We start from the raw sequence: 24222 nt of genomic DNA on the forward strand, positions 1-24222 counted from the left end.
TCATCGACGAAGCGCGCGCCCTTCGCCCGCAGGCTCTCGACGACGTGCCGGTTGTGCACGATCTCGTGCCGGACATAGACCGGCTGGCCGTAGATCTCCAACGCGCGCTCGACGATCTCGATCGCACGTTCGACACCGGCGCAAAAGCCTCGCGGCTGGGCCAAGATGATCCGCATTACGCACCCTGATGTTCTGGCCGGGACCTGGGATTCGCCAGAGTGAATCGCTCTCAATTTGGACCATACACCGCGCCAACTTTGCGTGTCACTAACGTGACCACGCGCGCCGTGTGCAATAGGTTACAATTGATGTTTATCAAATTGGACGCATGGCGGTTGTGCTGGCCGTCACAGCAGAATTCCGGCACGGCATCGTTCGGAACTTCTCGGCAAAGGGCGGGGTTGAGGCCATCATAGATCGATCGCGCCGCCCCGCGATCGCGGATGGCGGCGGACCCAACGTTCCGAATCGGAAGAGACACCCATGCGCTCGCCTGCCCTTCATCGCCGCCTCGCCTTGGCTGTCGCGCTGCTGCTGCCGCTGTCCTTCGCCGCCCCGGCGGCCATGGCGGCGGAGCCGCGCCAGGTCATCGACACGCTCGACAACGCCCTGCTCGACGTCATGAAGAACGCCGACTCGCTGGGATTCCGCGGGCGTTATCAGAAGCTGCAGCCGGTGATCGACCAAGCGTTCAACCTGCCGCTGATGGCGCGCATCTCGGTCGGGCCCGACTGGTCGAGCCTGACCCCGGACCAGCAGCGGAAGTTCACCGATGCGTTCCGGCGATTCAGCATCACCACCTATGCCGCACGCTTCAACGGCTACAGCGGCGAGAGCTTCACCTCGGAGGACGCCAAGCCGGTCAGCGGCGGCGACCAGGTGGTCAACACCAAGCTGGTGCGGCCGAAGGCCGATGCGGTGCCGCTGAACTACCGGCTGCGGGGGCCGAACTGGCAGATCATCGACATCTATCTCAACGGCACGATCAGCCAGCTCGCCAACTACCGGTCCGAATTCGGCGCCACCCTGCGCAGCGGCGGCGGTGACGCGCTGATCAAGCTGATCGAGAGCAAGATCGCCGAACTGACGCCGAAGAAGTAAGCCCGGCGGCCGGCGGGGGGGCGTCGCCTCCGCCGGCCGCTCAGGCCTGATCGGTCAGGGAATGGTCGGCAGCTGAGAGGCCGGGATGTCGCCGGCCGCGCCGGCTGCAGCGGGGCCGGCCTTCGTGCCGGCTGCGGCCGCGCCGGCGGGGTCGGTGTAGAGGTCACCGCCCTGCGGAGCCTGGCCGCCGTCGAGTTCGGCCTGCCGGTACTGCCGGTACACGCTGCGCAGCGTCGCGTAGTAGTCGACCGAGTTGCGCTCCAGCTCGTCCGTCGCATCGACGGTGCGGGAGCGGACATCGATGCCCTTGCCGACGAACATGCCGACGCTGGCCTCGGTCGGGATGTCGACGATGTAGCCCCACGGGCTGCTGACCGTGTCGACCGCGAAGCCGACGGTGTCGCGCGGGTTCGAGGGGCCGAGCAGGGGCAGCATCAGATAGGGCCCGTCGCCGATGCCCCATTTGTACAGCGTGGCACCGAAATCGCCGGCCTGCTGCCGGACCACACCGCGCGGGGTCGCGACATCGAAGAAGCCGCCGAGGCCGAAGGTCGAGTTCGCCAGGAAGCGCAGCAGGGTCTTGGCGGCCGCGATCGGCTCGCCCTGCAGCACCTTGTTGAGGAACACCACCGGCTCGCCGAAATTCTGGAAGGCGTTGTGGATGCCGTCGCGGGCGAATTCGGGCACGACGTCGCGATAGGCGACCGCGACCGGCCGGATGGCATTCTTGTCCAGCGCCTGGTTGAAATCGAAGATCGCCCGGTTCATCGGCTCGAGCGGATCGTTGATCCGGTCGAACTCCGCCCGCTGCGCGGGATCGGTCGGCGGGGTGGCGCAGCCGCTCAGCGCCGTGGCGGCGAGGAGCGCGGCCATGCCGAGGGCGAGGGGGCGAGAGGATGAGCGCGACGGCATGTCCGGTTCGATCCCGTAAGCAAATCCGAAAATCAACGATCAGGGACCGCCGGGAATCGGCGGTCCCGCATGGTTCCTACCACGGTTCGGGACGACCCGGTTCCGCGAAGGGGAAGAAAGTTACAATCCGAACGATATCCTGTGACCTGTGCGGCAACAACCACCTGTCGAAAAACTTTGTTCCCGATCCGGCGAGTCTTGCCACCACAGGGCGACACTAGCGGCATCCCGCCGCGGCGTCATCCCGCCTGATCGGCACGCTCCGTGAAGCTTGGCTTCACGATCGGGGCAGCATGATGACGCCGCGGCGGCGCGGGCGGGCCCAACAGCGCCGGCATGAAGACCAGGACCGAGAACAGCGTGAACAGCAGCTCGATCGTCAGCAGCTCGCCCATGCCCGCCGTGCCCGGATGGGGCGACAGCCACAGGCTGCCGAAGGCCGAGGCCGTGGTCAGGGCGCTGAACACGATGGCGCGGGTGGTGCTGGACTGCAGCGGCTCACCGCGCCGGGCACGCCAGTTGACGACGAAGTAGATGTCGAAGGCGACGCCGACCCCGAGCAGCAGCGGCAGGGCGATGATGTTGGCGAAATTGATCGGCAGGCCGATAAGGATCGTGGTCGCCAGGGTCATCAGGCCGGCCAGCAGCAACGGCGTCAGCGCCATCAGCACGTCGATCACCCGGCGCAGGGCGATGGCGAGCAGCAGGGCGATCATCGCCGTCGCCAGGATGCCGGCGGTGATGAAGGCGCCGACGATGGTGCGGCTCGATTCCTGGATCGTCACCGCGGTGCCGGTGGCGTGCGGCGCCACCGCCTTCACGGCATCGACGAAGCGGGACACGACGGCGTTGTCGGCGGCATTGCCCGATGGGAACACCGAGAGCCTGGCCTGGCCGTCGGGCGCGACCCAGGTGTCGCGCAGCTCCTGCGGCAGGTCGGCCAGGGTCACCGGCCCGGCCGACAGCAGCGTCCGCAGCCGGTCCAGCGTCGCCGGCAGCCCCTCCAGCAGCGCCTGGCCCACCCGGGTCAGGGTCGCGCCGTCGGCCTTGGCCAGCTTGTCCAGCGCGTCGGCCAGCCGGCGCTCCGGGCTGTCGGCCTCCGGCGCGATCTTCCGCAGCCTCTCGGCCGTGGCGGTCGCGGCGGCGCGGATCACGGCCTCCGACGGCGGATCCAGGGCGGGCTGCGTGTCGAGGATCGGCCCGACCAGCAGGCCGAGGTCGGACAGGATCGCCAGTTTGGGCGGCTGGTCGGCCGGCACGAAGCTGTTCAGCGACAGCACCGTGTCGACCTCGGGCAGGGCCTGCAGCTTCGGCGTCAGCGCCGCCGCGGCCTCGACCGACGGGGTCAGGATGTCGATGGTGTTCGGCGTGCTCAGCGGGTCGCGCATCAGCTCGAACATCGTCGAGGCGGCCTCGGAGCGCGGATCCACCAGATTCAGCGGGTTGAAGTCGAAGTTCAGCCGCGGCATCAGCGCCAGCGACCCCAGGGCCAGCACTGCGCCGGCGGCCAGCACCCAGCGCCGGCGCCGCAGCAGGAAGCGGTCGACCGGCGCCAGCTCCCGCCAGCCGACCTCGCTCGGCTCGGCCCGCACCGGCAGCACCGCCAGCAGGGCGGGCAGCAGCGTCAGGTTCAGCGTGACCGCGATCAGCATGCCGACGCCGGCGATCAGCCCGAGCTCGGAGACGCCGCGATAGGCGGTCGGCAGGAAGGCGAAGAAGCCGCTGGCGGCGGACAGCGCAGCCAGCACCAGCGCGGCGCCGACGCGCCGGATCGCGGCGGTGGTCGCGGCCTGGATGTTGGGCGCGGTGGTACGCTTGGCCCGCACGGCGACGCAGAGCTGGACGCCGAAATCGACCGCGATGCCGACGAACAGCACGGCGAAGGCGACGGAAATCAGGTTCAACGTGCCCACGGCCAGGGCGGCGAAGGCCGCGGTCAGCAGCAGCCCGACGAACAGCGTCACCATGATCGCGCCGGTCATGGTGAAGGACCGCAGCGCCAGCAGCAGCAGGCCCAGCACCAGCACCACCGATACGACGGCCGACAGGCCGATGCCTTCGCTGACGCTGGCGAACTGGTCGTCGTTCAGCGGGATGTTGCCGGTCTGGCGCACCGTCACGCCGTAATCCGCCGTCAGATGCAGCCTCTCCGCCGCGGCGCGGACGAAGTCGGTGGCCTTCTTCCCGGGCTCGAGCGCGCCGTAATCCAGCACTGGCTGGGCCAGCACGAAGCGGCGCAGGGCCCGCGGCGACGGCGGGCCCGACGACATCAGGGACTGCCAGGACAGCGGCTGCACCACATGGGGCGAGGTCAGGTTGGCCTCGATCGTCGTCGCCATCTGGCTGAGGGCCGGCTGTACGCGCGAGCGTTCGGCCTGCCCGCTCTCGATGCCCTGCAGGAAAAGCTGGACCACATTGAGCAGCCCGCGCAGCGTCGGGTCGGCGGCCAGGCCGCCGAGCACCGGCTGGGCGGCGACGATGTCGTCCGCCGTCTGCTGCACCTCCTTCACCGGCAGGAACAGCAGGCCGTTCTTGTCGAAGAACGGCCCGCCATCCGGGCGGCGGACGGTCTTGAACAGCGACGGCTCCGCCTTCAATGCCTGGGTGATCTGGGCGGCGGCGGATTCCGCCAGCTCCGGCGTCTTGCCGTCGATGACGATCGCCAGCAGGCCGGTGTTCTGCGGAAACGCCTTGTCCAGCGCCGCATTGTCCTGCTGCCAGGGCAGGTTGGGGTCAATCAGCTTGCCGGTGTCGGTGTTGATCGACAGGCGGTGCGTCACCACCAGGACGGAGCAGACCGACAGCACCAGCGCGGCGCCGATCACCCACAGCGCGTGGCGTTGGCAGAGGGCGCCCAGATGGATCAGGGCGCGGGTTCCGAACGGCTTGGAGATGGGCACGCGGTCTGCTTTTCGATGATGGAAGGGGCAGGCGGCGGGCGCTGTTGTATCGCGGTTCGGCGGTGCGAGGAAAGCGGTCCGGTGACCTCGGTGCGCTTTATGGCGTGGCGCGGCCGAGGCGAGCGAGGCCCAGCCAGGCGAGGGCGGCGGTGGCGATCGCGGCCATCAGCAGCCAGGGATCGGCCCCGGTGACGCGCAGCGCCCAGGGGATCACGGCGGTGGTTCCGGCCAGCCCGACGAAGGTGGTCAGGAAGGCGTAGCCGGCCTGGGCCATGTAGTGCAGCTCCGGCCGGATCCGGGTGCGGATCACGGTCTGCGCCGCCAGATAGGCGCCGCCGAAGGTCATGGCGTGGCCGAACTGGCTGACCACGATCAGCGGCAGCGGCGGGTCGAGGGACAGCAGCAGCCAGCGGCCGATCGCGACCACGCAGCACGCGGCGATCAGCGTCGCCGGCGGGATCTTTTCCAGCCGCCTGGCGAAATAGCGGTAGACCACGATCTCGGCGGCGACGGCGGCACCCCAGACGATGCCGGTGCTGCCCTTGGCGACGCCGTGATCGATCCACCACAGGGTGCCGAAGGAGTAGTAGAAGGCGTGCGAGGCCTGCAGCAGCAGGGCCGGGACCAGCAGCGGCGCCGCCACCGCCAGGGCCGCGGCGCCGGCGCGCGGGTCGAGGCGCGGCACCGGCGGCTGCCAGGACGGGCCGACCACGGCGAGGCACAGGCACAGCAGCAGTCCGGCGGCGATCCAGGGCAGCAGGGCGGCGCCGTCCGGCAGGGTCAGCAGCGCCCCCATGCCGACATTGCCGATCATGAAGGCGAAGGACCCCCAGGCCCGCATTCGGCCATAGCCATGGCCGCTGCGCAGGGTCACGGTGTTGGCGAAGCTCTCGATCAGCGGGATCGAGCCGTAGACGCAGCCGACCGCCAGCACCGACAGCAGGCCGATGGTGCCGGGGTCGGCGATCAGCGAAGCGGCCACCAGCACCAGCGCGGCCAACAGGGCGGCCGCGGCAGCAAGGCCGCCGGCCGGCAACAGCAGGGTCGCGACCAGGCCGAAGCCGAGGATGCAGACGGCGCGCAGGGCGAAGCCCGCAGCCATGGTCCAGCCGACGGCGTCGGCCGCCAAGCCGCTCGCCGCCAGCCACACCGGCAGATACGGCGTCAGGATGCCGCTGACGCCGTAATGCGCCGACAGCGCCGCCACGGCCCGCAGTCGGCCGTGGTCGCCGGCTTCCCGGGCAGGGCTGTCGGAGGTTCCGCTCAAGGCGCGGCTTCTCCCACTCGCGAGAGCTTTTCGGTGGGTTCTTCTGACCGTCGTGCGGGCTGGCAGCGATTCCGGCCGAAGACAGAACGAGTCCCCCCTCCCCTTGCGGGAGGGGGGTAGGGGGAGGGGGTTCCCGCAGTGGGAGCCGGCCTGAGTTCTCGCGATCCGTACCCGACGATGATGTTTGCTCTTTGCGCATTCGCGCGCGGACGCGCGCAGACCCCTCTCCCTGCCCCCCTCCCGCAAGGGGAGGGGGGACTAAAGGCGGGCAAACTGAAGGGCCGGTTCGGCTCGCTCACCGGCGTATCCGCCCCGTCACAGCCGGACCACGGTGCCGGTGCGGCGCGAGCGTTCGGCGGCGAAGGCCATGAAGTGGCTGTCCAACGATTCCTCCAGCGAGGTCAGCGAGACATTCACCTGGCTGCGGCTACGGCGCTGGATCTGCCGGCCCAGGAACTCGGCCATCAGCCGGTCGTCGCCGCCGCTGTGGCCGCTGTCCTCCACCGTGGTCAGGCGGATGGTGGTGACGTCGTCGGTGCGGAAGTCGATCACCGTGATCTCGTTCTTCTCCAGATGCCCGGCGATCTCGCCATGGGTGCCCATCAGGTGCAAGGTCCGCGTGTTCTCGGCGGTGAAGGCGCTGACATTCAGCGTGCCGCTGACGCCGTTGGCGAAGCGCATCGCCACCACCTGGTTGTCGACCACGTCGTTGTCGCAGCGATACACGCAGCGGCCATAGGGACCCTCGCGCAGGGCCGTGCGGATGCCGTCGGGCGAGGTGTCGAGGCTCAGCACCTTGTGCGGCCAGCGGTCGGCCGGCTTGAACTTCTCCAGATAGATGCGCTGGGCGGAGTAGGGGCAGATGCGCTCGACCTTGCAGCCCTCGTCGCAGCGGTCGGTCGACCCGTCGGGCGCGTTCTCTCGCCGGAAATGGGCCAGCGAGCCGTAGGAGGAGAGCTCGGTGCAGGGCGCGCCGGCCAGCCAGCGGATGATGTCCAGGTCGTGGCAGGTCTTGGCCAGGATCAGCGGGCTCGATTCATCCTCGCGCCGCCAGTTGCCGCGGACGAAGCTGTGGGCGAAGTGCCAGTAGCCGATATGCTCGGTCTGGCGCAGCGTCACCAGCCGGCCGATCACGCCGCGGTCCAGGATCTCCTTGATGCGCGAGAAGAAGGCCGTATAGCGCAGGACGTGGGCGACGGTGACGTCGGCCCCGGTCTCCCGCGCCGCCTCGGCCAGCGCCCGGGTCTCCTCCTCGGTCGGCGAGATCGGCTTCTCCAAGAGGATGCCCAGGCCGCGGCGGATGGCGGCCAGCGCCGGCTCCAGATGCAGCGCGTCGGGTGTGGTGATCAGCACCGCGTCCAGCTCGGTCTCACGGTCCAGCAGCTCGCGCCAATCGGTGTAGAGATGCTCGGCGCCCAGGCCGTGGCGGGCGGCGGCGTCCTGCAGCCGGTCGGTGCGCGGGTCGGCGATGGCGACGATGCGGGCCTGGTCGGGCCGGCGGCGGATATAGTCCCCATAGGCCTCGATGCCGCGGCTGCCGGCGCCGATGACGGCGACGCGGATCTGCTGGGACTTCAGGGATTTGGACATCGGTCTTGGCTTTCGGCTCGAACGATGGAGTTGAGAGCGAGGATTAACCTTTCACCGCGCCGGCGACCATGCCGCGGGTGAAGTGCTTCTGGACCAGGGCGAACAGGATGGCGGCGGGCAGGGTGGTGACCACGCCGGCCGCCATCAGGCTGTCCCAGCGGATCACGTTCTCGCCGACGAAGCGGGTCAGGGCCAGGGTGACCGGCCATTTGCTGTCGTCGGTCAGCATCACCAGCGGGAAGATCAGGTCGCTCCAGGCATGGATGAAGGTGTAGATCGCGGTCATCGCCAGCCCCGGCCGCACCACCGGCACGATGATGTGCCACAGGCTTTTCAGCCGTGAGCAGCCGTCGACCATGGCCGCCTCCTCCAGCTCACGCGGGATGCCGAGCAGGAAGCCGTGCAGCAGCCAGATCGCGATCGGCGTCGCCAGGGCGGTGTTGCACAGGATCACCGACAGGTAGGTGTCGAGTAGCCCGGCCGCGATCATGAATTCGTAGAGCGGGATGACGATGACGACCGGCGACAGCATCTGCGTCGCCAGCACCAGGAACAGCAGCGCGGTGCGGCCGGTGAAGCGGAACCGCGCCAAGCCGTAGGCGCCGAGGAAGCCGAAGCTGGTCGAGATCGCGGCGGCGCAGCCGGCGATGACCAGGCTGTTGCCCAGCGCCTCGACCACCCGGTACTGGCCGAACAGCGCGCGGGCGTAGTTGCCGAGGTCCAGGCTGGTCGGCAGGAACTCCGGCGGCCAGACATAGAGCCGGTCATAGGGGGTGAAGGAGGTCTTCAGCATCACCCAGACCGGCAGCAGCAGGAAGCCCAGCAGCAGGATCAGGGCGCCGTGCCGGCCGATCTCGGGGAGCACGCGGCGAGCGGTCATTCCTCGCCCCCCTTCAGCACGCGCCAGTACAAGAGCGATACGGTCATCAGGATGGCGAAGACGACCACCGCCATGGCCGAGGAGGTGCCGAAGTCGAAGCTGCCGAAGGCGGTCTCGTAGATCTGGATCGGCAGGGTGGCGGTGGCGCCGGCCGGGCCGCCCTTGGTCAGCGGCCAGATCACCTGGAAGGAGTTGAAGGTCCAGACGGTCGACAGCAGCACGCAGGTCATCAGCACCGGCCGCAGCAGCGGCAGGGTGATGCGGCGGAAGATCTGCACCGGCCGGGCGCCGTCGATCCGCGCCGCCTCGACATAGTCGTCGGGGATGCGCTGCAGCCCGGCCATCAGCGTCACCACCATGAAAGGGATGCCCAGCCAGGCGTCGACCACCACGGTGGCGATGAAGGCCGTGGTCTCCTGGCCGAGGAAGGAGATCGGCTCGCGGATCGCGCCGGTCACCAGCAGCACGGCGTTGATCCAGCCGGACTGGCCGTCCAGCACCCAGCGCCAGGAGATGGCGGCGATCACCGCCGGCGTCACCCAGGGCAGCATCAGCAGCGCCAGATAGACCTTGCGGCCGGGGAAGGGACGCTGCAGCAGCAGCGCCCCGCCCAGCCCGATCAGCAGCTTCGCCCCGACCGAGCAGGCGGTCCAGATCACGGTCAGCTGCAGCGTCCGCAGGAAGGCCGGCTCCTGCACCAGCGCCAGGAAGTTCTCGGCCCCGACGAAGTCGTTGCCCTCCCAGGGCGCGGTCAGCACCACATGGTGCACTGACTGCCAGAAGATCCGCAGCACCGGCAGGCCCAGCAGCGCCGCGATCAGCAGCAGCGGCAGCGCCAGATAGGGCCAGGGCGCCTTGTCCGGCGACCAGGGCCGGGCGCGGGCGGCCCGGCGCGGTGCGGTATGGGCGAGCGCGACCACGGGGTCAGGCGCGCGGTTCGATGCGGGCCTTGCGGATCTTCTCCGCCGCCGCATCCAGCGCCTCCTGCGGCGTCGCCTTGCCCAGGATGGCGGACTGCACCGCCTCGACCAGGATCTTCTCGAAGGGCTGCCAGGCCCGCGGAGTCGGCTGGGCGAAGCCGTCGGCCTTCATGGCGATGAAGGTCTGCCAGAACGGCGTCTTGAAGGTGTCCATCTGCTCCTCCTCCGCCAGCAGCGGCACCAGCCCGCGCTGGTCGTCCCACTTCGCGTGGACCTCGGGCTGCAGCAGATAGGCGACGAACTTGCCCGCCGCCTCCGGATGCTCGGACTTGGCGGAGATGGCGAGACTGTCCGATACCTGCTCGCCCTTGCAGACCTTGCCGCAGGGCAGCGGCGCGACGGCATAGGGCACGGTCTTGTTGTCGGGCGGCAGGCCCATGATCGACTTGCCCCAGGGGCCGCTGACCATCATCGCGATCTTGCCCTGGGCGAACAACGGCGGGTGCTGCTCGCGGTTCAGCTCCAGCGGGTTGGGCACGACCTTGTCCTTCTGGAACAGGTCGACATAGAACTGCAGCGCGGCCACCGCCTCCGGGCTGTTGATCCTGGTTTCGCCAGATGAATCAAAGGCTTCGCCGCCATTCTGGTAGACGAAGTTCAGGAACTGGCTGACCAGGGTGACATGCGCGGCCGCCGAGGTGGCATAGCCGTACATGCCGGGGTTCTTCTCCATCACCGACTTGGCCGTCGCCACCAACTCGTCCCAGCTCTTGGGCGGGGTCGGGATCAGATCGGTGCGGTAGTAGAGCGCCTGGGTCGAGAAGGCCATCGGCACGGCCATCTGCTTGCCGCTGAACTGGGCCGCCTCGCGCAGCGTCTCCGGGATCCGGCCCAGCGTCGCGGCGTCGACCAGCCCGTCGACCGGCCGGATCGCCCCCATCATCGACAGCTCGGCGACGTTGCGGGTGCCGATATAGACGACATCGGCGGCACGGCCGGCGATGAAGTCGGTCGACAGCTTCTGGAACGCCTCGTCCCAGCCCACGCCCTCGACCTTCACCTTGATGTCGGGGTTCTTGGCCTCGAAATCGGCGATGAAGCCCGGCAGGGTCTTCTGGCTGACCTCGTCGCTGGCGCCGGGGATGAAGAAGCGGATCTCGGCGGTCTCGGCCAGGGCCGGGCCGGAGAGGCCGGCGGCGATGGCGAGGACACAAAGGCTCGGCCCGAGCCGCATGCTGCGCAGGTTCATCTTAGCCTCCCGTGGCTGGCTGGTGTGCTTGCTTGGCGACGCCCCGATCCCGGAGGATCAGGGCGGGCGTCTCATCCCGCCCTGGCGCAGCAGCAGGTCCAGCGCCAGGCCGACCGCGCCGCGCAGATAGCCGTCGCCCTCATCGGGGCTGATGACGATCCCGGTGCGGCATTCGTCGAAATTGTAGCCATGGGCGCGGAAGCTCTCGTTCAGCGCCTTCAGCAGATAGATGTTCAGCGCCGGCTGCGGCGCCCGGAACACGATCGCCTCCAGATCGAACAGGTTCGCGACCTGGGCCAGGGCCTGGCCGATCCAGCGGCCGGCGCAGTCGAAGATCTCGATCGCCTCCGGGTCGCCCTGCGACGCGATGTGCGCCAGTACGGCGATGTCGTCCGACAGGCCGCGCTTCAGCGCCTGGCGCGAGATGGCGGAGAGGGAGGCGAGAGAGGCCAAGCAGCCGCATTTGCCGCAACGGCAGGCGGCGCCGGAATAGGGGGCCAGCGACAGGTGGCCGATCTCGCCGGCCTGGCCCTTGCCGCGATAGACGTCGCCGTTGATCGAGATGCCGGAGCCGATCTCGTTCTGCAGGCTGACCACGGCGTAGTTCTCATAGGCCCGGGCCAGGCCCAGCATGCGCTCGGCCACGACGATGGCGTTGGACGGCGTCTCGGCCGCGACGCCGATGCCGAAGGCATCCTGCAGCGCCGCAGTCAGGCGCTGGCCGGCGCCGATCACCTCGGCCCGGCGCGGCCCGACCTCGCCCAGCACCACGCCGCCAGCGGCCAGCGCGTCCCAGCCCGGGCCGCCCTTGCGGCGCAGGCGCTCGAGGGCATCGACCAGCGGCGACGGGTCGTCATTGGCCGGGGCGGGCAGGGGGATCGGACGCTGCTGCGGCGCGCCCGCCAGGTCGGCGATCACCAACTGGGCTGAGTCGGGGCCGAGATGCAGGCCCAGCAGCGTGCCGTAACCGGGGTCCAGGTCCAGCATCACCCGCGGCCGGCCGCCGCCCGATGCCTTGGCGCCGGTCTCGCGCAGCAGGCCGTGGCCGATCAGGGCGCGGACCAGGGGAGTCATGGCCGAGGCGCTGAGGCCGAGCTCGCGCGCCGCTTCGATCCGGCTGAGGCCGCCACGGCGATGGATCAGGCGCAGCAGGTCCGAGGCATCGCCCCAGCGTCCGCGCAGATCCAGCTCTCCCGTGCCCTTCGCCACCACTCCTCCCGCCGGAACTTTGTTCCCAGCTGCCATGGCTTTATCGACTCATATTTCATGAGCGTGGGTGCTGCAACCACATAATTTCCATATTTGAAATAAGCCTACCTCCTTTGAAGGATGTCGCCTTACAGGAATTTTAGGACGCGAATCGTCTCTGTGCGTTACCTTTGATAGAAATTTTCCCAAAAACAGAAATAAAATTCTGGCGCTCGTTTCCGCATCGAATGCATTTGGCGCCGCCTTGCGGCGCAAAAGGACGGAGGCATGGGCATGACGAACAAGATCGTCATCGAGAACCAGCAGACGGGCAATCCGCAGAGCGAATGGGACATCGACGGGATCGGCGACGCCAACATCGTCGGCTTCGCCACCAGCATCAGCGTCGATCCCGGGGAGACGGTCAGCTTCAAGGTCGACACGGATTCGACGGATTACCGCATCGACATCTACCGTCTCGGCTACTACGGCGGCGACGGGGCGCGGAAGGTCACGACGCTGCAGGTGCAGCTGACCGCGGCCCAGGTGCAGCCCGATCCGCTCGTCGATCTCAGCACCGGGCTGGTCGATGCCGGCAACTGGGCGGTGTCGGCGTCCTGGCCGGTCCCGTCGGGCGCGGTGACAGGGCTGTACATCGCCAAGCTGGTCCGGCAGGACACGACCGCGGGCGAGAACCACATGCCTTTCGTGGTGCGCGACGGCGGGGCCGGCAGCGACATCCTGTTCATGACCGCGGACACGACCTGGCAGGCCTACAATTCCTGGGGCGGCTACAATCTCTATGGCGGGAACCTGCCGCCGGGCCGCGCCTACAAGGTGAGCTACAACCGGCCGTACAACACCCGCGGCATTGATTTCCAGAGCGGCCCGCAGGACTGGATCTTCGCCGCCGAATATCCGGCGATCCGCTGGCTCGAGCGGAACGGCTACGACCTGTCCTATGCCACCGGCGTGGATTCCGATGCCGATGCGGCGGCGCTGCTGGCCTACAAGATTCTGCTGTCGGTCGGCCATGACGAATACTGGTCGGCCGGGCAGCGCGCCAATGTCGAGGCGGCGCGGGACGCCGGCGTCCACCTGGCCTTCTTCAGCGGCAACGAGTGCTACTGGAAGATCCGGTGGGAGCCGAGCACCGACGGCAGCTCCACCCCGTACCGCACCATGGTCTGCTACAAGGAATCGCGCGCCAACGCCAAGATCGACCCCAGCCTGGTCTGGACCGGCAGCTGGCGCGACCCGCGCTTCAGCCCGCCCGGCGACGGCGGCCGGCCCGAGAACGGGCTGACCGGCACGATCTTCCAGGTCGATTCCTACCGGCTCGACACGATCACCATCCCCTACGCCTATTCACGGCTGCGCTTCTGGCGCAACACCACAATTGCCAGCCTGCAGCCGGGTCAGACCGGCTCTCTGGTCACCAATTATCTCGGCTATGAATGGGATGAGGATCGCGACAACGGCGCCCGCCCGGCCGGGCTGATCGACCTGTCGCTGTCCACCGTCAGTGTGAACAGCTATCTGCGCGACTACGGCACCACGGTCGGCACCAGGGATGCCGTGCACAGCCTGACGCTCTACCGGGCGCCCAGCGGCGCACTCGTGTTCGGCGCCGGTACGGTCTACTGGGCCTGGGGGCTCGATTCGAACCACGACAACGAGCCCACGGCCGTAGATCCGATCGTCCAGCAGGTGACGGTCAACCTGTTCGCCGATATGGGGGTACAGCCGGCCACGCTGCAGTCGGGCCTCCTCGCCGCCACGGCCTCGACCGACACGACCCCGCCGAGTTCGACCATCACCCTGCCGACGGCCGGCACGACCTGGGTGGAAGGCCAGCAGGTGGTCATCTCTGGTACCGCGACCGATGTCGGCGGCGGCGTGGTCGCCGGGGTCGAGATCTCGCTCGACGGCGGCACCACATGGCACAAGGCGACCGGCACCACCAGCTGGACCTACAACTGGACCGCGCAGGCGGCGGGCAGCTACACGCTGAAGTCGCGCGCCACCGACGACAGCGTCAACATGGAGACGCCCGGCAGCGGGGTCGCGGTGACGGTTTCCGCCGCCACGACCGTCGGCCTCTGGGGCTTCAGCGAGCAGCCGGCCACCGTCTTCATCCAGGATCCGAACGGGGTGGAGCTGGGCGTGAAGTTCCTCTCCACCGTCAACGGCACGGTCACCGGCCTGAAATTCTACAAGGGCCTGCAGAACGAGGGGCCGCACACCGGCAATCTCTGGTCCAGCGACGGCACGCTGCTGGCCAGCGTGATCTTCGCGGACGAGATCCCGTCCGGCTGGCAGACGGCGGTTTTCGAGACGCCGGTCGAGATCACCGCCGGCACGGTCTACGTCGCCTCCTACTACACCAGCGGCTTCTATTCGGCCGATGCCAACGGCCTCGCCAGCGGGCATACCAACGGTCCGCTGACCGCCCTGGCGGATTCGGATGTCGGCAACGGGGTCTTCGCCTACGGCCCGGCCTCCTCCTTTCCGAACGCCAGCTTCCAGGGCTCGAACTACTGGATCGATGTGATGTTCGAGCCGGGCGCGACGCCGGTGGGGGACAGCCTGTTCTCCCTGTCCGACGTGCCGGCGACCGTCACCGTCAACGACCCGTCGGCGGTGGAGCTCGGGGTCAAGTTCACCGTCGGCGTCGCCGGCACCGTTGCCGGCATCCGCTTCTACAAGGGGCCACAGAACACCGGGGCGCATCAGGGACGGCTGTGGACGGACACCGGCTCGCTGCTGGCGACCGTGACCTTCAGCGGCGAGACGGCGAGCGGCTGGCAGACCGCCTATCTCACCACCCCGATCGCGATCTCTCCGGGCACGACCTACATCGTCTCCTACCACTCGGCAGGGTTCTATTCGGCCAACGGCGCCTATTTCGCCACAGCCCACACCAATGGCCCGCTGACCGCTCCTTCGGATGCCTCGGCGAGCGGCAACGGCGTCTACAGCTATGGCGCGGCGGGCAGCTTCCCGAACAGCAGCTTCAACGCGACCAACTATTGGGTGGATGTGGTCTTCGTGCCGGATTGATCGGGCCGGCGGCGCTAGCGGAACAGCGTCCGCACCAGCGCCGCCGCGATCCGCTTCAGATGCGCCGCGTCGCGATAGACCCGCTCCATCACCCCCAGGCCGCGGGTGAAGGTGACGACCAGGTCCGCCGCTTCCTCCGGCGTTACCGCCAGCCGGGCACGGGCCGTATCGGTGGACAGCGCCGCCAGGACGATGCGGCGCAGCTCGTCCAGCATGCCGCGCAGCCGGTCCTGCAGCCGCGGGTCGTCCAGCGCCGCCTCGGTCGCGGTCCGCGTGCTCAGGCACCCGCGCGCCGGCGATCCGCTGGTCATGCTGGCGACGGCGGCGTCGAACAGCGCCCGCAGGCCCTGTTCCGGGTCCGGCGTCGACTCCAGCGCGGTCCGGGCGTTGGCCAGGAACCTCCCGACATAGGAGTCGAAGGCCAGCAGGAAGATCTCCTCCTTGCCGCCATAGGCGTTGTAGAGCGAGCCGCGCAGCACCCCGGTCGCCTCGGCGAGATCCTGCATGGTCGTGGCGCGCAGGCCTTTGCGCCAGAACACTCCCAGCGCCTCCGCCAGCATCTCGCCCTCATCGAACTGCCGCACACCGGCCATCACCGCCTCGGATCATTCTTGACATCGATGTCAAATTTGACATTCATGTCAAAGATAGTCGATCGCCGCCGCGACGACCAGATCTGAGGACCTCGATGATGATCGAGCTGCATTACTGGACCACGCCGAACGGCCATAAGATTACGATCGCGCTGGAGGAGCTGGGGCTGCCCTACCGGATCGTCCCGGTGAACATCTCGCAGGGCGAGCAGTTCAGGCCGGACTTCCTGGCGATCGCCCCGAACAACCGCATCCCGGCCATCGTCGACCACGACCCGGTCGATGGCGGCGCGCCGATCTCGATCTTCGAATCCGGCGCCATCCTGGAATACCTCGCCGACAAGGCCGGCCGGCTGCTGCCGAAGGCGCCGCGGGAGCGCTTCGGCGTTCTGCAATGGCTGTACTGGCAGATGGGCGGCCTTGGCCCGATGGCCGGGCAGAACCACCATTTCTCGGCCTATGCGCCGGAGCGCATCCCCTACGCGACCGAGCGCTACGTCAAGGAGACCGGACGGCTGTACGGCGTGCTCGACCGCCAACTCGCTGGTCGGGACTTCGTCGCCGGCGATTTCTCGATCGCGGATATCGCCATCTATCCCTGGATCGTGCCGTATCAGCGGCAGCAGCAGCGGCTGGAGGATTTCCCGAACCTCGCCCGCTGGTTCGCCGCCATGGCGGCCCGGCCCTCGGTGGCCCGCGCCTATGAGATCGCGGCGCAGGTCAACACCGTGCCGACGGTGACCGAGGAGTCGAAGCGCCACCTGTTCGGCCAATCGGCCGCCGTCGTCCAGGGCCGGGTCTGAGCCATGGGCGAGGCCGCGCTGAAACTGTACGAGCTGGCCGGCGCCGATGCCGCGCTGCGCTTCAGCCCGCATTGCTGGAAGACCCGCATGGCCCTGGCCCATAAGGGGCTGGAGGCGGAACGCATCCCCTTGCGCTTCACGGAGAAGGAGGCGATCTCCTTCACCGGCCAGGGGCTGGTGCCGGTGCTGGTGCATGACGGCGAAACGGTGTGCGATTCCTGGCAGATCGCGCTGCATCTGGAGGAGCGGTTCCCCGACCGGCCGTCGCTGTTCGGCGGCCCTGAGGCCATGCCGCTGGCCCGCTTCATCAACGGCTGGGCCGACACGGCGCTGAGCCCGGCGATCGCCCGGGTCATCATCCTCGACATCCTCGACCGGGTGCATGAGGAGGATCGCGCCTATTTCCGCACCAGCCGCGAGCAGCGGTTCGGCCGGACGCTGGAGGAGGTGGCGGCCGACCGGCCGGCCAACCTTGCCGCCGTCCGCCAGGTGCTGCTGCCGGTGCGGCGGGCGCTGGCCGCGGCGGACTTCATCGCCGGGGCGGCGCCCGCCTATGCCGATTACTGCGTCTTCGGCCTCTTGATGTGGGCCCGCTGCATCAGCCCGGTCGAGCTGCTGGAGACCGGCGACCCGGTTTTCGCCTGGCGCGACCGGCTGCTCGACGCCTTCGGCGGCATGGCGCGGGCGGCGCCCTGCGCCTAGGGTTCCGCCTCGAACGCCTTGTGGAACGTCGCTCCGCCCTCCGGTACCTCGGCACCAAAGGGCAGTATAAGGAAGTACTGGGGCGGGATGCCGGGCGATTGCAGCCGCGGGTCGGCGGCGAAGCCGAAGCGGCTGTAATAGCCCGGCGCCCCGGCCAGGACACAGCCGGCGGCGCCCAGCGCCCGGATGCGGTCCAGCCCCGCGCGGATCAGCGCCTGGCCGATGCCCCGGCCCTGCCGGTCGGGGCGCACCGCCACGGGGCCGAGCCCGTACCAGTCCCGGACCGTGCCGTTGATGGCGACAGGCGAGAAGGCGACCTGACCGACGATCTGGCCATCTTCCTCCGCCACCAGCGCCACGGTCAGCGCCCCGGCGGCGCGCAAGGCATCGAGGATCGCCGGCTCCCGCCCGTCACTGTAGGGTCGGCCGCGGAAGGCGTCCCCGACCAGCTGCCGCACCACGGCGTCGTCTTCCCGCTTCTGGTCCCTGATCATGCCACCGGCCCTGGCTCAGGTGTCGAGCATCGTCAGGGCGGCCTTGCGGTCGCCCGGCTTCAGCTTGAGGAACGAGGCGCGGGCGGCCTTGATGTCGCGCTCCGTGCCGCTCTCCGCCGCGGCCTTCAGGGCCAGAGCGGTCGCGTGCTCCGGCCCGCAGATGAAAGCCACCGCCTTGGCCAGGCGACCCATGGCCTCCCGGTCGATCTTCAGCTCGTCCATGCCGGTCCTTTCCCGTGGATGTCTCCAGAGCCGGTTCTGGACCATCGGGCGGCCGCTGCCCAGGAGATTCGGCGCCGGTCAGTCGCCGGTGCGCTCGAAGCGCATGATCCAGTTGGTCTCCCACTCCCTCCCGCCATCGGTGGAGAAGGCCTGTTCCCAGCGCGCCGACCGTCCGGTGATCTCCGACCAGATGAAGCGCACCCGGATCGGCGTGCCTTCCCAGACGTCGTCGGCGAAGAAGGTGCCGATTCCGTCCTCGAACCGGCCGCGCAGCGGCGCCTCGTCCATGTGCAGGCTGCGTCCGTCGAACCACCAGATCGACCACAGCTTCGATTCCGTGTCGAACAGGCGCAGCGTGGCGGCGCGATAGGTCCCGGACGGCAGCTCCAGGATGTTGTCGTCGATCGTCCCCAGGCCGCCGATCAGCGGCCGCATCTCGGAGTAGCCGGCGAACTCGTCCCACAGCGTGTCGCCGGCCAGACGGCGGCGCAGCCGGCGATGCGACACCGCCCAGCGGCCGAACAGCGGGAAGAAGTCGTCACGCCCATCGTTCGGGACGTCGGGGACGCTGGAATCGGTGCCGGGGGCGGGCTTGGCGAAAAGAGCGGGCATCGGTCTCTCCATCAGGGACTATCGATCCGATCGAAGATGCGGGCACCCAACTGACAGCGAGTGTCAGGATTTTTTCGGCTATGCTCGCGCCATGCGTGCCAACCGCCTGCTGTCGATCCTGCTGCTGCTGCAGTCCCGCGGCCGCCTGACCGCCCAGGCGCTGGCCGAGGAGTTCGAGGTCTCGGTCCGCACCGTCTATCGCGACATCGACGAGCTGTCGGCCGCCGGGGTGCCGGTCTATGCCGATCGCGGCCCGGGCGGCGGCTTCGCGCTGCTCGACGGCTACCGCACCCGGCTGACCGGGATGACAGCGGGCGAGGCCGAGACCCTGCTGCTGGCCGGGTTGCCCGGTCCGGCGGCGGATCTCGGCCTGGCCGAGCCGCTGGCGACGGCGCGGCTGAAGCTGCTGGCGGCGGTGCCCCGGGCGGCGGGGGAGGGGGCGGCCCGGGTCGGCGACCGCTTCCATCTCGACCCGGTCGACTGGTATCGCCGGGCCGAGCCGCCGGCGCACCTGCCGGCGATCGCCCGGGCGGTGTGGGGCCAGCGGCGGCTGGTGATCCGCTATGAGAGCTGGTCGGCCACGGTGCGGCGCACGGTCGACCCGCTCGGCCTCGTGCTCAAGGCCGGCGCCTGGTACCTGATGGCCCGGATCGGCGCGGACCCCCATGCCAGCATCCGCACCTACAAGGTGGCCAAGGTGCTGGACATCGACGTGCTGCCGGACGGCTTCGACTACCCCGCCGGCTTCGACGTGGCGGCGCAGTGGCGGGAGTCGCTGCAGCGCTTCGCCCGCGAGCTGCGCCGGGCCGAGGCGGTGCTGCGCGTATCGCCCGAGGCGCTGCCGCTGATCGACCGGCTGGGCGCCGACGCGGCGGAGGCGGTGCAGCGGGCGGAGCCGGACGCCGAGGGCCGGCGCCGGGCGACGGTGCCGATCGAGGGCGTCGGCCATGCCGCCCGGCTGCTGCTGGGCTTCACCGACCTGGTCGAGGTGCTGGAGCCGCCGGAGCTGCGCCAGGCCCTGGCCGATGGCGCGCGGCGGGTGACGCAGTTGTACGACAAGAAGGATTGACAATCCGGGGCGGGGGCCTACCGTCCGGCCGATGCCGCGCCGCCCAGGTGGCGATACGACCAGCGGCCCGGCCCGCCAGCGAGAGAGATGATGATGGACAAGCGCGGCCTGCGGAAAGGGCTGACCAGCTACGGCGATGCCGGGTTCTCGCTGTTCCTGCGCAAGGCCTTCATCAAGGCCATGGGCTATTCCGACGACGCGCTGGACCGGCCGATCATCGGCATCGTCGACACCGGCAGCGACTTCAACCCCTGCCACGGCAACGTGCCGCAGCTGGTCGAGGCGGTGAAGCGCGGGGTGATGCTGGCGGGCGGCATGCCGATGGCGTTCCCGACCATCTCGATCCACGAATCCTTCGCCCACCCCACCAGCATGTTCCTGCGCAACCTGATGGCGATGGACACGGAGGAGATGATCCGTGCCCAGCCGATGGACGCGGTGGTGCTGATCGGCGGGTGCGACAAGACCGTGCCGGCCCAGATCATGGCGGCCGCCAGCGCCGACCTGCCGGCGATCGTGCTGCCCACCGGCCCGATGGTGGTCGGCCACCACAAGGGCGAGGTGCTGGGCGCCTGCACCGACTGCCGCCGGCTGTGGGGCCGCTACCGCGCCGGCGAGATCGACGATGAGGAGATCGAGGCGGTGAACGGCCGTCTGGCGCCGTCGGTCGGCACCTGCATGGTGATGGGCACCGCCAGCACCATGGCGATCATCGCCGAGACGCTGGGCCTGTCGCTGCCCGGCGCCGCCGCGATCCCGGCGACCCATGCCGACCGCATCCGCTGCGCCGAGGCCACCGGCCAGGCCGCGGCGCGGATGGCGGTGACCGGCGGGCCGAAGCCGTCCGAGATCCTGGTCCCCGGCGCCTTCCGCAACGCCATGACGGCGCTGCAGGCGGTGGGCGGGTCGACCAACGGGCTGGTCCATCTGGCCGCCATTGCCGGACGGGTCGGCCAGCCGATCGACTATGCCGAATTCGACCGCATCGGGCGCGAGACGCCGGTGCTGATCGACCTCAAGCCCTCCGGCGCCCATTACATGGAGCATTTCCACCACGCCGGCGGCGTGCCGCACCTGCTGGCGGAGCTGCGGGATCTCCTGGACCTGGCCGTGCCGACCGTGGCCGGCGGCACCCTGGCCGACACGCTGCCCAAGCCGGGCGAGTGGCGCGACGAGTCGGTGATCCGGCCGCGGTCGAATCCGCTGAAGGCGCAGGGCGCCATGGCGGTGCTGCAGGGCAACCTGTGCCCGCGCGGTGCCGTGATCAAGCAGTCGGCGGCGACGCCGGCGCTGCTGCAGCACACCGGCCGGGCGGTGGTGTTCGAGTCGGTCGAGGACATGGCGGCGCGGGTCGACGACCCGGACCTCGACGTCGCGGCCGACGACGTGCTGGTGCTGCGCAGCGCCGGGCCGAAGGGCGCCCCTGGCATGCCCGAGGCCGGGTACCTGCCGATCCCGCGCAAGCTGGCGCAGCAGGGGGTGAAGGACATGGTCCGCCTGTCCGACGCGCGGATGAGCGGCACCGCCTTCGGCACCATCGTGCTGCACATCACGCCGGAATCGGCGGATGGCGGGCCGCTGGCCCTGGTCCGCACCGGCGACCGCATCCGCCTCGACACCGCCGGACGGCGCCTCGACCTGCTGGTCGACGAGGCCGAGCTGGCGCGCCGCGCCGCCGAGGCGCCGCCGCCCCGGCCGGCGCCGGACCGCGGCTATGCCAGGCTGTTCCATGACAGCGTGCTGCAGGCCGATGAGGGCTGCGATTTCGACTTCCTGGTGCCCGGCCGCAAGGCCGGCTGAATGAAGGTTTCTGCCATGCCGAAGCTCTCCGGCGTCATCGCCGCCGCCGCCACGCCGCTGCGTGACGACCTCTCGATCGACCATGACAAGCTGGTGGCGCATTGCCGCTGGCTGCTGAACGACGGCGGTTGCGACGCGGTCAACCTGCTGGGCACCACCGGCGAGGCGACGTCCTTCTCGGTCGAGCAGCGCCTGGCGGCGATGCGCGCGGTGGCGGAGGCCGGGCTGCCGATGCACCGCTTCATGGTCGGCACCGGCGCCTCGGCGCTGGAGGATGCGGTGCGGCTGACCCTGGCGGCCAAGGCCTTCGGCTTCGCCGGAGCGCTGCTGCTGCCGCCCTTCTACTACAAGGGCATCGATGACGAGAGCCTGGCGGCCTATGTCGACACGGTGATCGCGCAGGTCGGCGGCGAGGGGCTGGGCCTCTACCTCTACCACATCCCGCAGAACACCGGCGTGCCCTGGCCGATCGAGGTGGTGGCGGCGCTGGCCGAGCGGCATCCGGAGACGCTGCTGGGGCTGAAGGATTCCTCGGGCGACATCGCCTATTCGACCGACCTCGCCAAGCGGGTGCCGGGCATCGCGGTGTTCCCCAGCTCCGAGGCGACGCTCGGCATGGCGCAGGCACGGGGTTTCGCCGGCTGCATCTCGGCCACCACCAACGTCACCGGCCCGCTGGCCCGGGTCGCGTACCACCAGGCCGGCACGCCGGAGGCCGAGGCCGCGGTGGCGGCCGCCGCGGCGCTGCGCGCGGCGCTCAGCAGCGTGACCCTGGTGCCGGCGGTCAAGGACACGCTGGCCGAGATCCACGGCGACGCCTCCTGGCGCCGCCCCCACCCGCCGCTGCGGGCGCTGAACGACGCCGAGCGCGGGATGCTGCGCGAGGCGCTGGCGAAGACCGAGTATCCGCGCCTGTTCGGGCGGTAGGGGAGGGGGCGCCTTTATCTCTTGCGGGCGGTTCCTCCTTACCCTCCTGTTGCCCGATGCCGCTCATCTTCTCGGATTGCCTCTCCCGCCTGGCGAGAGAGGTCGGGCTCGCGCAGCGAGACCGGGTGAAGGCGGGCCCCGGCCTCGACAAAACCCCCTCACCCGGAGGTGCAAGCGCCTCCGACCTTTCCCGCAAGCGGGAGAGGCAAAACCATCGGTTTTGAACACTGATTCTGCGGCCCATACCGTCATTGCGACCCCGGCCTTGAGCCGGGGGAAGCAATCCATGCAACCGCTCTGGCGGGCCGATGGATTGCTTCGTCGGCTTCGCCTCCTCGCAATGACGAGGTGGGAATATGCGGCTAGCTGCTGTCCGGTTTCATCGGTGCCGGCATGAGCCGGCCGGCGACGGACTCGTCCGCCGGTCGAGGCCGGGCCTCCGCAGGCTCGGCCACGGCAGCGACGGTCACGGCCTCGTCGATACATCCCGGCGGCAGCCAGGACGGGTCGGGCGGCAGGCCGATCCTGCGGCTCACCTCGCGCACGAACTCTTCCGGTGACAGGGTATCGATCTGCACGTCGAGGATTTCGTTCTCGGTCAGCTTCTCCCGAACGAGCAACCGGACACGCTCGGCATCCTCAGGATCGGCGGGCCTGGCGATCGCCTTGACCGCGATCTCCGTCGCCTGCTCCCGCTTCCGCCGGCGCCGCTCCTGCTCGCCCGACGCGATCCGCTCCTGCTTGCGCAGCAGGTAGTCGCGCCGGATCCGCTCGGTCATCGCGAGCGACAGCCGCACCGAGCGGGCGAGGCGGGACTGCATCAGCGGATAGTCCGGCATCTCAGCGCCGCGCAGGATCTGCTCGTGCTCCCGCACCGTCGCCCGCATGGTGCGGATGTCGAGCTCCACCACCTCGCGCAGCCGATCGAGCGCCCACTCCGTCCAATGCAGGTCGGGGTCGCCCGGCCGGGTCTCGCCACGGGGAGTCTGCGCCTCATCCATAGAACGTATCATGAACATAGTTGATCGATCATGCAAGGGCACAAAATGTTCACCGTAGCCTGTGAGAGGATCGGGCCGGACGGCCCCGAGGAGGATCAGATGCCGGTCGAGTATGTCGCGCGCTACAGCCGTGAGGAGATCCGGGCCCATCCGCAGGCGCTCTATGTGTTCGGCGACAATTTCGTGGAGCGCGGCCTGGGAGGGCAGGCGGCCGCCGCGCGGGGCGAGCCGAACGCGGTCGGGATTGCGACGAAGCGGGCGCCGAGCCTGGTGGCCAACGCCTTCCTGACCGATGCCGACCTGGCGCGGCTGCAGGAGCATGCTGCCCCGGCGCTCGACCGCCTCCGCGACCACCTCGCCGCCGGCGGGACGGTGGTGATGCCGGCCGACGGCATCGGCACCGGCCTGGCCCAGATGCCCGACCGCGCCCCCGCCTGCTGGCGCTGGCTCTGCGATCAACTGGCCGGGCTCGGGATCGAAAATCCCAAGGGAGCCGTGTGATGGCGGTGTCTGCGAATACTCCGGGTTGCCCGGTTGACCGGGAGAGGCGGCTTCCTGCCATTGACGAGTGGAGTATCCTCCACGCATGCTTGAACATATGAAGCAGAACACTAATCCCGAATATTGGCCGGAGTATCTCCGCCTCGTGTTCATAGAAATAGGAAAGGCAATGGGCGGGAAGCGGCTTCACCCTGGTGTGTTGCAGGGTGTGCCCACTGGAGCGGGGGCGATCATTGCCGATCACCAGGTGACGATTGAGCACCTTTCCGGTGTCGCAGCCGGAATGGCCGGCAACCGTTATGAGATCGACATCAAAGGGTCCCGGATACTCGGAAGGTGGTCATTCAGGTCTGGCGAACTGGAAGAGCTGGCGAGCGCCGCCGCAACGACGCCGTAGTCTGAGACGACAGCGCCGGATCGATAGCGGT

22 protein-coding genes and 1 pseudogene are annotated in these 24222 nt (G+C 69.3%); 9 read left to right on the forward strand and 14 right to left on the reverse strand.

What is annotated here, in order from left to right; all coding sequences use genetic code 11:
* Positions 1–176: pseudogene (gene ispH, locus ABDW35_RS04370) on the reverse strand (4-hydroxy-3-methylbut-2-enyl diphosphate reductase); the annotation flags it as partial.
* Between the two features lie 307 nt (positions 177–483).
* Between ispH and ABDW35_RS04375 the strand changes: the two are divergent.
* Entirely contained in the window at positions 484–1101 is a 618-nt protein-coding gene (locus tag ABDW35_RS04375; protein WP_343712629.1) for an ABC transporter substrate-binding protein, read from the forward strand.
* Positions 1102–1155: 54 nt separating this feature from the next.
* Here the strand turns inward: ABDW35_RS04375 and ABDW35_RS04380 are convergent, their stop codons facing one another.
* The 8 genes from ABDW35_RS04380 to ABDW35_RS04415 form a co-directional block, all read right to left on the reverse strand.
* Positions 1156–1974 (reverse strand): VacJ family lipoprotein, encoded by an 819-nt coding sequence (locus ABDW35_RS04380; protein ID WP_343712630.1) that lies wholly within the window; start codon positions 1972–1974, stop codon positions 1156–1158.
* Positions 1975–2252: 278 nt separating this feature from the next.
* The gene (locus ABDW35_RS04385; RefSeq protein WP_343712631.1) at positions 2253–4913 is read right to left on the reverse strand and encodes an MMPL family transporter; all 2661 of its coding nucleotides are present in this window, start codon (positions 4911–4913) and stop codon (positions 2253–2255) included.
* Positions 4914–5010: 97 nt separating this feature from the next.
* Entirely contained in the window at positions 5011–6180 is a 1170-nt protein-coding gene (locus tag ABDW35_RS04390; protein WP_343712632.1) for an MFS transporter, read from the reverse strand.
* Between the two features lie 315 nt (positions 6181–6495).
* Positions 6496–7770, reverse strand: a complete 1275-nt coding sequence (locus tag ABDW35_RS04395) for a Gfo/Idh/MocA family oxidoreductase (RefSeq protein WP_343712633.1) — start codon at positions 7768–7770, stop codon at positions 6496–6498.
* Positions 7771–7813: 43 nt separating this feature from the next.
* On the reverse strand, positions 7814–8650 hold the full coding sequence (locus ABDW35_RS04400) for a carbohydrate ABC transporter permease (protein ID WP_343712634.1): 837 nt from the start codon (positions 8648–8650) through the stop codon (positions 7814–7816).
* Positions 8647–9570, reverse strand: a complete 924-nt coding sequence (locus ABDW35_RS04405; RefSeq protein ID WP_343712635.1) for a sugar ABC transporter permease — start codon at positions 9568–9570, stop codon at positions 8647–8649. Before ABDW35_RS04405 ends, ABDW35_RS04400 begins: the two co-directional genes overlap by 4 nt.
* Positions 9571–9574: 4 nt before the next feature.
* On the reverse strand, positions 9575–10819 hold the full coding sequence (locus ABDW35_RS04410) for a sugar ABC transporter substrate-binding protein (RefSeq protein WP_343712636.1): 1245 nt from the start codon (positions 10817–10819) through the stop codon (positions 9575–9577).
* Positions 10820–10876: 57 nt separating this feature from the next.
* Positions 10877–12028 (reverse strand): ROK family transcriptional regulator, encoded by a 1152-nt coding sequence (locus tag ABDW35_RS04415; RefSeq protein ID WP_343712637.1) that lies wholly within the window; start codon positions 12026–12028, stop codon positions 10877–10879.
* Positions 12029–12301: 273 nt separating this feature from the next.
* Here ABDW35_RS04415 and ABDW35_RS04420 point away from each other — a divergent pair, with 273 nt between their 5' ends.
* Positions 12302–15070, forward strand: coding sequence for a N,N-dimethylformamidase beta subunit family domain-containing protein (locus tag ABDW35_RS04420; RefSeq protein ID WP_343712638.1), 2769 nt, complete (start codon positions 12302–12304; stop codon positions 15068–15070).
* Positions 15071–15084: 14 nt separating this feature from the next.
* Here the strand turns inward: ABDW35_RS04420 and ABDW35_RS04425 are convergent, their stop codons facing one another.
* Positions 15085–15663, reverse strand: a complete 579-nt coding sequence (locus ABDW35_RS04425; RefSeq protein WP_343712639.1) for a helix-turn-helix domain-containing protein — start codon at positions 15661–15663, stop codon at positions 15085–15087.
* A 98-nt stretch (positions 15664–15761) separates the two neighbouring features.
* Between ABDW35_RS04425 and ABDW35_RS04430 the strand changes: the two genes are divergently transcribed.
* Positions 15762–16466, forward strand: coding sequence for a glutathione S-transferase N-terminal domain-containing protein (locus ABDW35_RS04430; RefSeq protein WP_343712657.1), 705 nt, complete (start codon positions 15762–15764; stop codon positions 16464–16466).
* Between the two features lie 3 nt (positions 16467–16469).
* Positions 16470–17168, forward strand: coding sequence for a glutathione S-transferase family protein (locus ABDW35_RS04435; RefSeq protein ID WP_343712640.1), 699 nt, complete (start codon positions 16470–16472; stop codon positions 17166–17168).
* Here the strand turns inward: ABDW35_RS04435 and ABDW35_RS04440 are convergent.
* The 3 genes from ABDW35_RS04440 to ABDW35_RS04450 form a co-directional block, all read right to left on the reverse strand.
* On the reverse strand, positions 17165–17662 hold the full coding sequence (locus ABDW35_RS04440; protein ID WP_343712641.1) for an N-acetyltransferase: 498 nt from the start codon (positions 17660–17662) through the stop codon (positions 17165–17167). The two genes, ABDW35_RS04435 and ABDW35_RS04440, sit on opposite strands and share 4 nt — an antisense overlap.
* 15 nt (positions 17663–17677) lie before the next feature.
* Entirely contained in the window at positions 17678–17884 is a 207-nt protein-coding gene (locus ABDW35_RS04445) for a hypothetical protein (RefSeq protein WP_343712642.1), read from the reverse strand.
* Positions 17885–17962: 78 nt separating this feature from the next.
* Positions 17963–18496 carry a DUF1579 domain-containing protein gene (locus ABDW35_RS04450; protein ID WP_343712643.1) on the reverse strand — a complete coding sequence of 178 codons (534 nt, stop codon included), beginning with the start codon at positions 18494–18496 and terminating at the stop codon, positions 17963–17965.
* Positions 18497–18587: 91 nt separating this feature from the next.
* Here ABDW35_RS04450 and ABDW35_RS04455 point away from each other — a divergent pair, with 91 nt between their 5' ends.
* From ABDW35_RS04455 to ABDW35_RS04465, 3 genes are all read left to right on the forward strand, one after another.
* Complete coding sequence (locus tag ABDW35_RS04455; protein ID WP_343712644.1) at positions 18588–19565, forward strand: WYL domain-containing protein; 978 nt, start codon at positions 18588–18590, stop codon at positions 19563–19565.
* 93 nt (positions 19566–19658) lie between these two features.
* Entirely contained in the window at positions 19659–21365 is a 1707-nt protein-coding gene (locus tag ABDW35_RS04460; protein ID WP_343712645.1) for an IlvD/Edd family dehydratase, read from the forward strand.
* Between the two features lie 15 nt (positions 21366–21380).
* Positions 21381–22292 carry a dihydrodipicolinate synthase family protein gene (locus tag ABDW35_RS04465; protein ID WP_343712646.1) on the forward strand — a complete coding sequence of 304 codons (912 nt, stop codon included), beginning with the start codon at positions 21381–21383 and terminating at the stop codon, positions 22290–22292.
* A 362-nt stretch (positions 22293–22654) separates the two neighbouring features.
* Here the strand turns inward: ABDW35_RS04465 and ABDW35_RS04470 are convergent, their stop codons facing one another.
* Positions 22655–23293: a hypothetical protein gene (locus ABDW35_RS04470; RefSeq protein WP_343712647.1), complete on the reverse strand. Its 639-nt coding sequence runs from the start codon at positions 23291–23293 to the stop codon at positions 22655–22657.
* A 99-nt stretch (positions 23294–23392) separates the two neighbouring features.
* On the opposite strand from ABDW35_RS04470, the gene ABDW35_RS04475 reads away from it, so the two are divergent.
* Positions 23393–23794, forward strand: a complete 402-nt coding sequence (locus ABDW35_RS04475) for a hypothetical protein (RefSeq protein ID WP_343712648.1) — start codon at positions 23393–23395, stop codon at positions 23792–23794.
* 85 nt (positions 23795–23879) lie between these two features.
* Positions 23880–24191 carry a hypothetical protein gene (locus ABDW35_RS04480; RefSeq protein ID WP_343712649.1) on the forward strand — a complete coding sequence of 104 codons (312 nt, stop codon included), beginning with the start codon at positions 23880–23882 and terminating at the stop codon, positions 24189–24191.
* The last annotated feature ends 31 nt before the right edge of the window (positions 24192–24222 follow it).

Origin of the sequence: Inquilinus sp. (assembly GCF_039594555.1) — a bacterium.
Lineage (GTDB): Bacteria > Pseudomonadota > Alphaproteobacteria > DSM-16000 > Inquilinaceae > Inquilinus.

What these genes read in the sequence shown, in the direction of transcription:
- ABDW35_RS04375 (WP_343712629.1), top strand. Translation starts at nt 484, where the DNA reads ATGCGCTCGCCTGCCCTTCATCGCCGCCTCGCCTTGGCTGTCGCGCTG.
- ABDW35_RS04380 (WP_343712630.1), bottom strand. Translation starts at nt 1,974, where the DNA reads ATGGCCGCGCTCCTCGCCGCCACGGCGCTGAGCGGCTGCGCCACCCCG.
- ABDW35_RS04395 (WP_343712633.1), bottom strand. Translation starts at nt 7,770, where the DNA reads ATGTCCAAATCCCTGAAGTCCCAGCAGATCCGCGTCGCCGTCATCGGC.
- ABDW35_RS04400 (WP_343712634.1), bottom strand. Translation starts at nt 8,650, where the DNA reads ATGACCGCTCGCCGCGTGCTCCCCGAGATCGGCCGGCACGGCGCCCTG.
- ABDW35_RS04410 (WP_343712636.1), bottom strand. Translation starts at nt 10,819, where the DNA reads ATGAACCTGCGCAGCATGCGGCTCGGGCCGAGCCTTTGTGTCCTCGCC.
- ABDW35_RS04420 (WP_343712638.1), top strand. Translation starts at nt 12,302, where the DNA reads ATGACGAACAAGATCGTCATCGAGAACCAGCAGACGGGCAATCCGCAG.
- ABDW35_RS04425 (WP_343712639.1), bottom strand. Translation starts at nt 15,663, where the DNA reads ATGGCCGGTGTGCGGCAGTTCGATGAGGGCGAGATGCTGGCGGAGGCG.
- ABDW35_RS04430 (WP_343712657.1), top strand. Translation starts at nt 15,762, where the DNA reads ATGATCGAGCTGCATTACTGGACCACGCCGAACGGCCATAAGATTACG.
- ABDW35_RS04435 (WP_343712640.1), top strand. Translation starts at nt 16,470, where the DNA reads ATGGGCGAGGCCGCGCTGAAACTGTACGAGCTGGCCGGCGCCGATGCC.
- ABDW35_RS04440 (WP_343712641.1), bottom strand. Translation starts at nt 17,662, where the DNA reads ATGATCAGGGACCAGAAGCGGGAAGACGACGCCGTGGTGCGGCAGCTG.
- ABDW35_RS04445 (WP_343712642.1), bottom strand. Translation starts at nt 17,884, where the DNA reads ATGGACGAGCTGAAGATCGACCGGGAGGCCATGGGTCGCCTGGCCAAG.
- ABDW35_RS04450 (WP_343712643.1), bottom strand. Translation starts at nt 18,496, where the DNA reads ATGCCCGCTCTTTTCGCCAAGCCCGCCCCCGGCACCGATTCCAGCGTC.
- ABDW35_RS04455 (WP_343712644.1), top strand. Translation starts at nt 18,588, where the DNA reads ATGCGTGCCAACCGCCTGCTGTCGATCCTGCTGCTGCTGCAGTCCCGC.
- ABDW35_RS04460 (WP_343712645.1), top strand. Translation starts at nt 19,659, where the DNA reads ATGGACAAGCGCGGCCTGCGGAAAGGGCTGACCAGCTACGGCGATGCC.
- ABDW35_RS04465 (WP_343712646.1), top strand. Translation starts at nt 21,381, where the DNA reads ATGCCGAAGCTCTCCGGCGTCATCGCCGCCGCCGCCACGCCGCTGCGT.
- ABDW35_RS04470 (WP_343712647.1), bottom strand. Translation starts at nt 23,293, where the DNA reads ATGGATGAGGCGCAGACTCCCCGTGGCGAGACCCGGCCGGGCGACCCC.
- ABDW35_RS04475 (WP_343712648.1), top strand. Translation starts at nt 23,393, where the DNA reads ATGCCGGTCGAGTATGTCGCGCGCTACAGCCGTGAGGAGATCCGGGCC.
- ABDW35_RS04480 (WP_343712649.1), top strand. Translation starts at nt 23,880, where the DNA reads ATGCTTGAACATATGAAGCAGAACACTAATCCCGAATATTGGCCGGAG.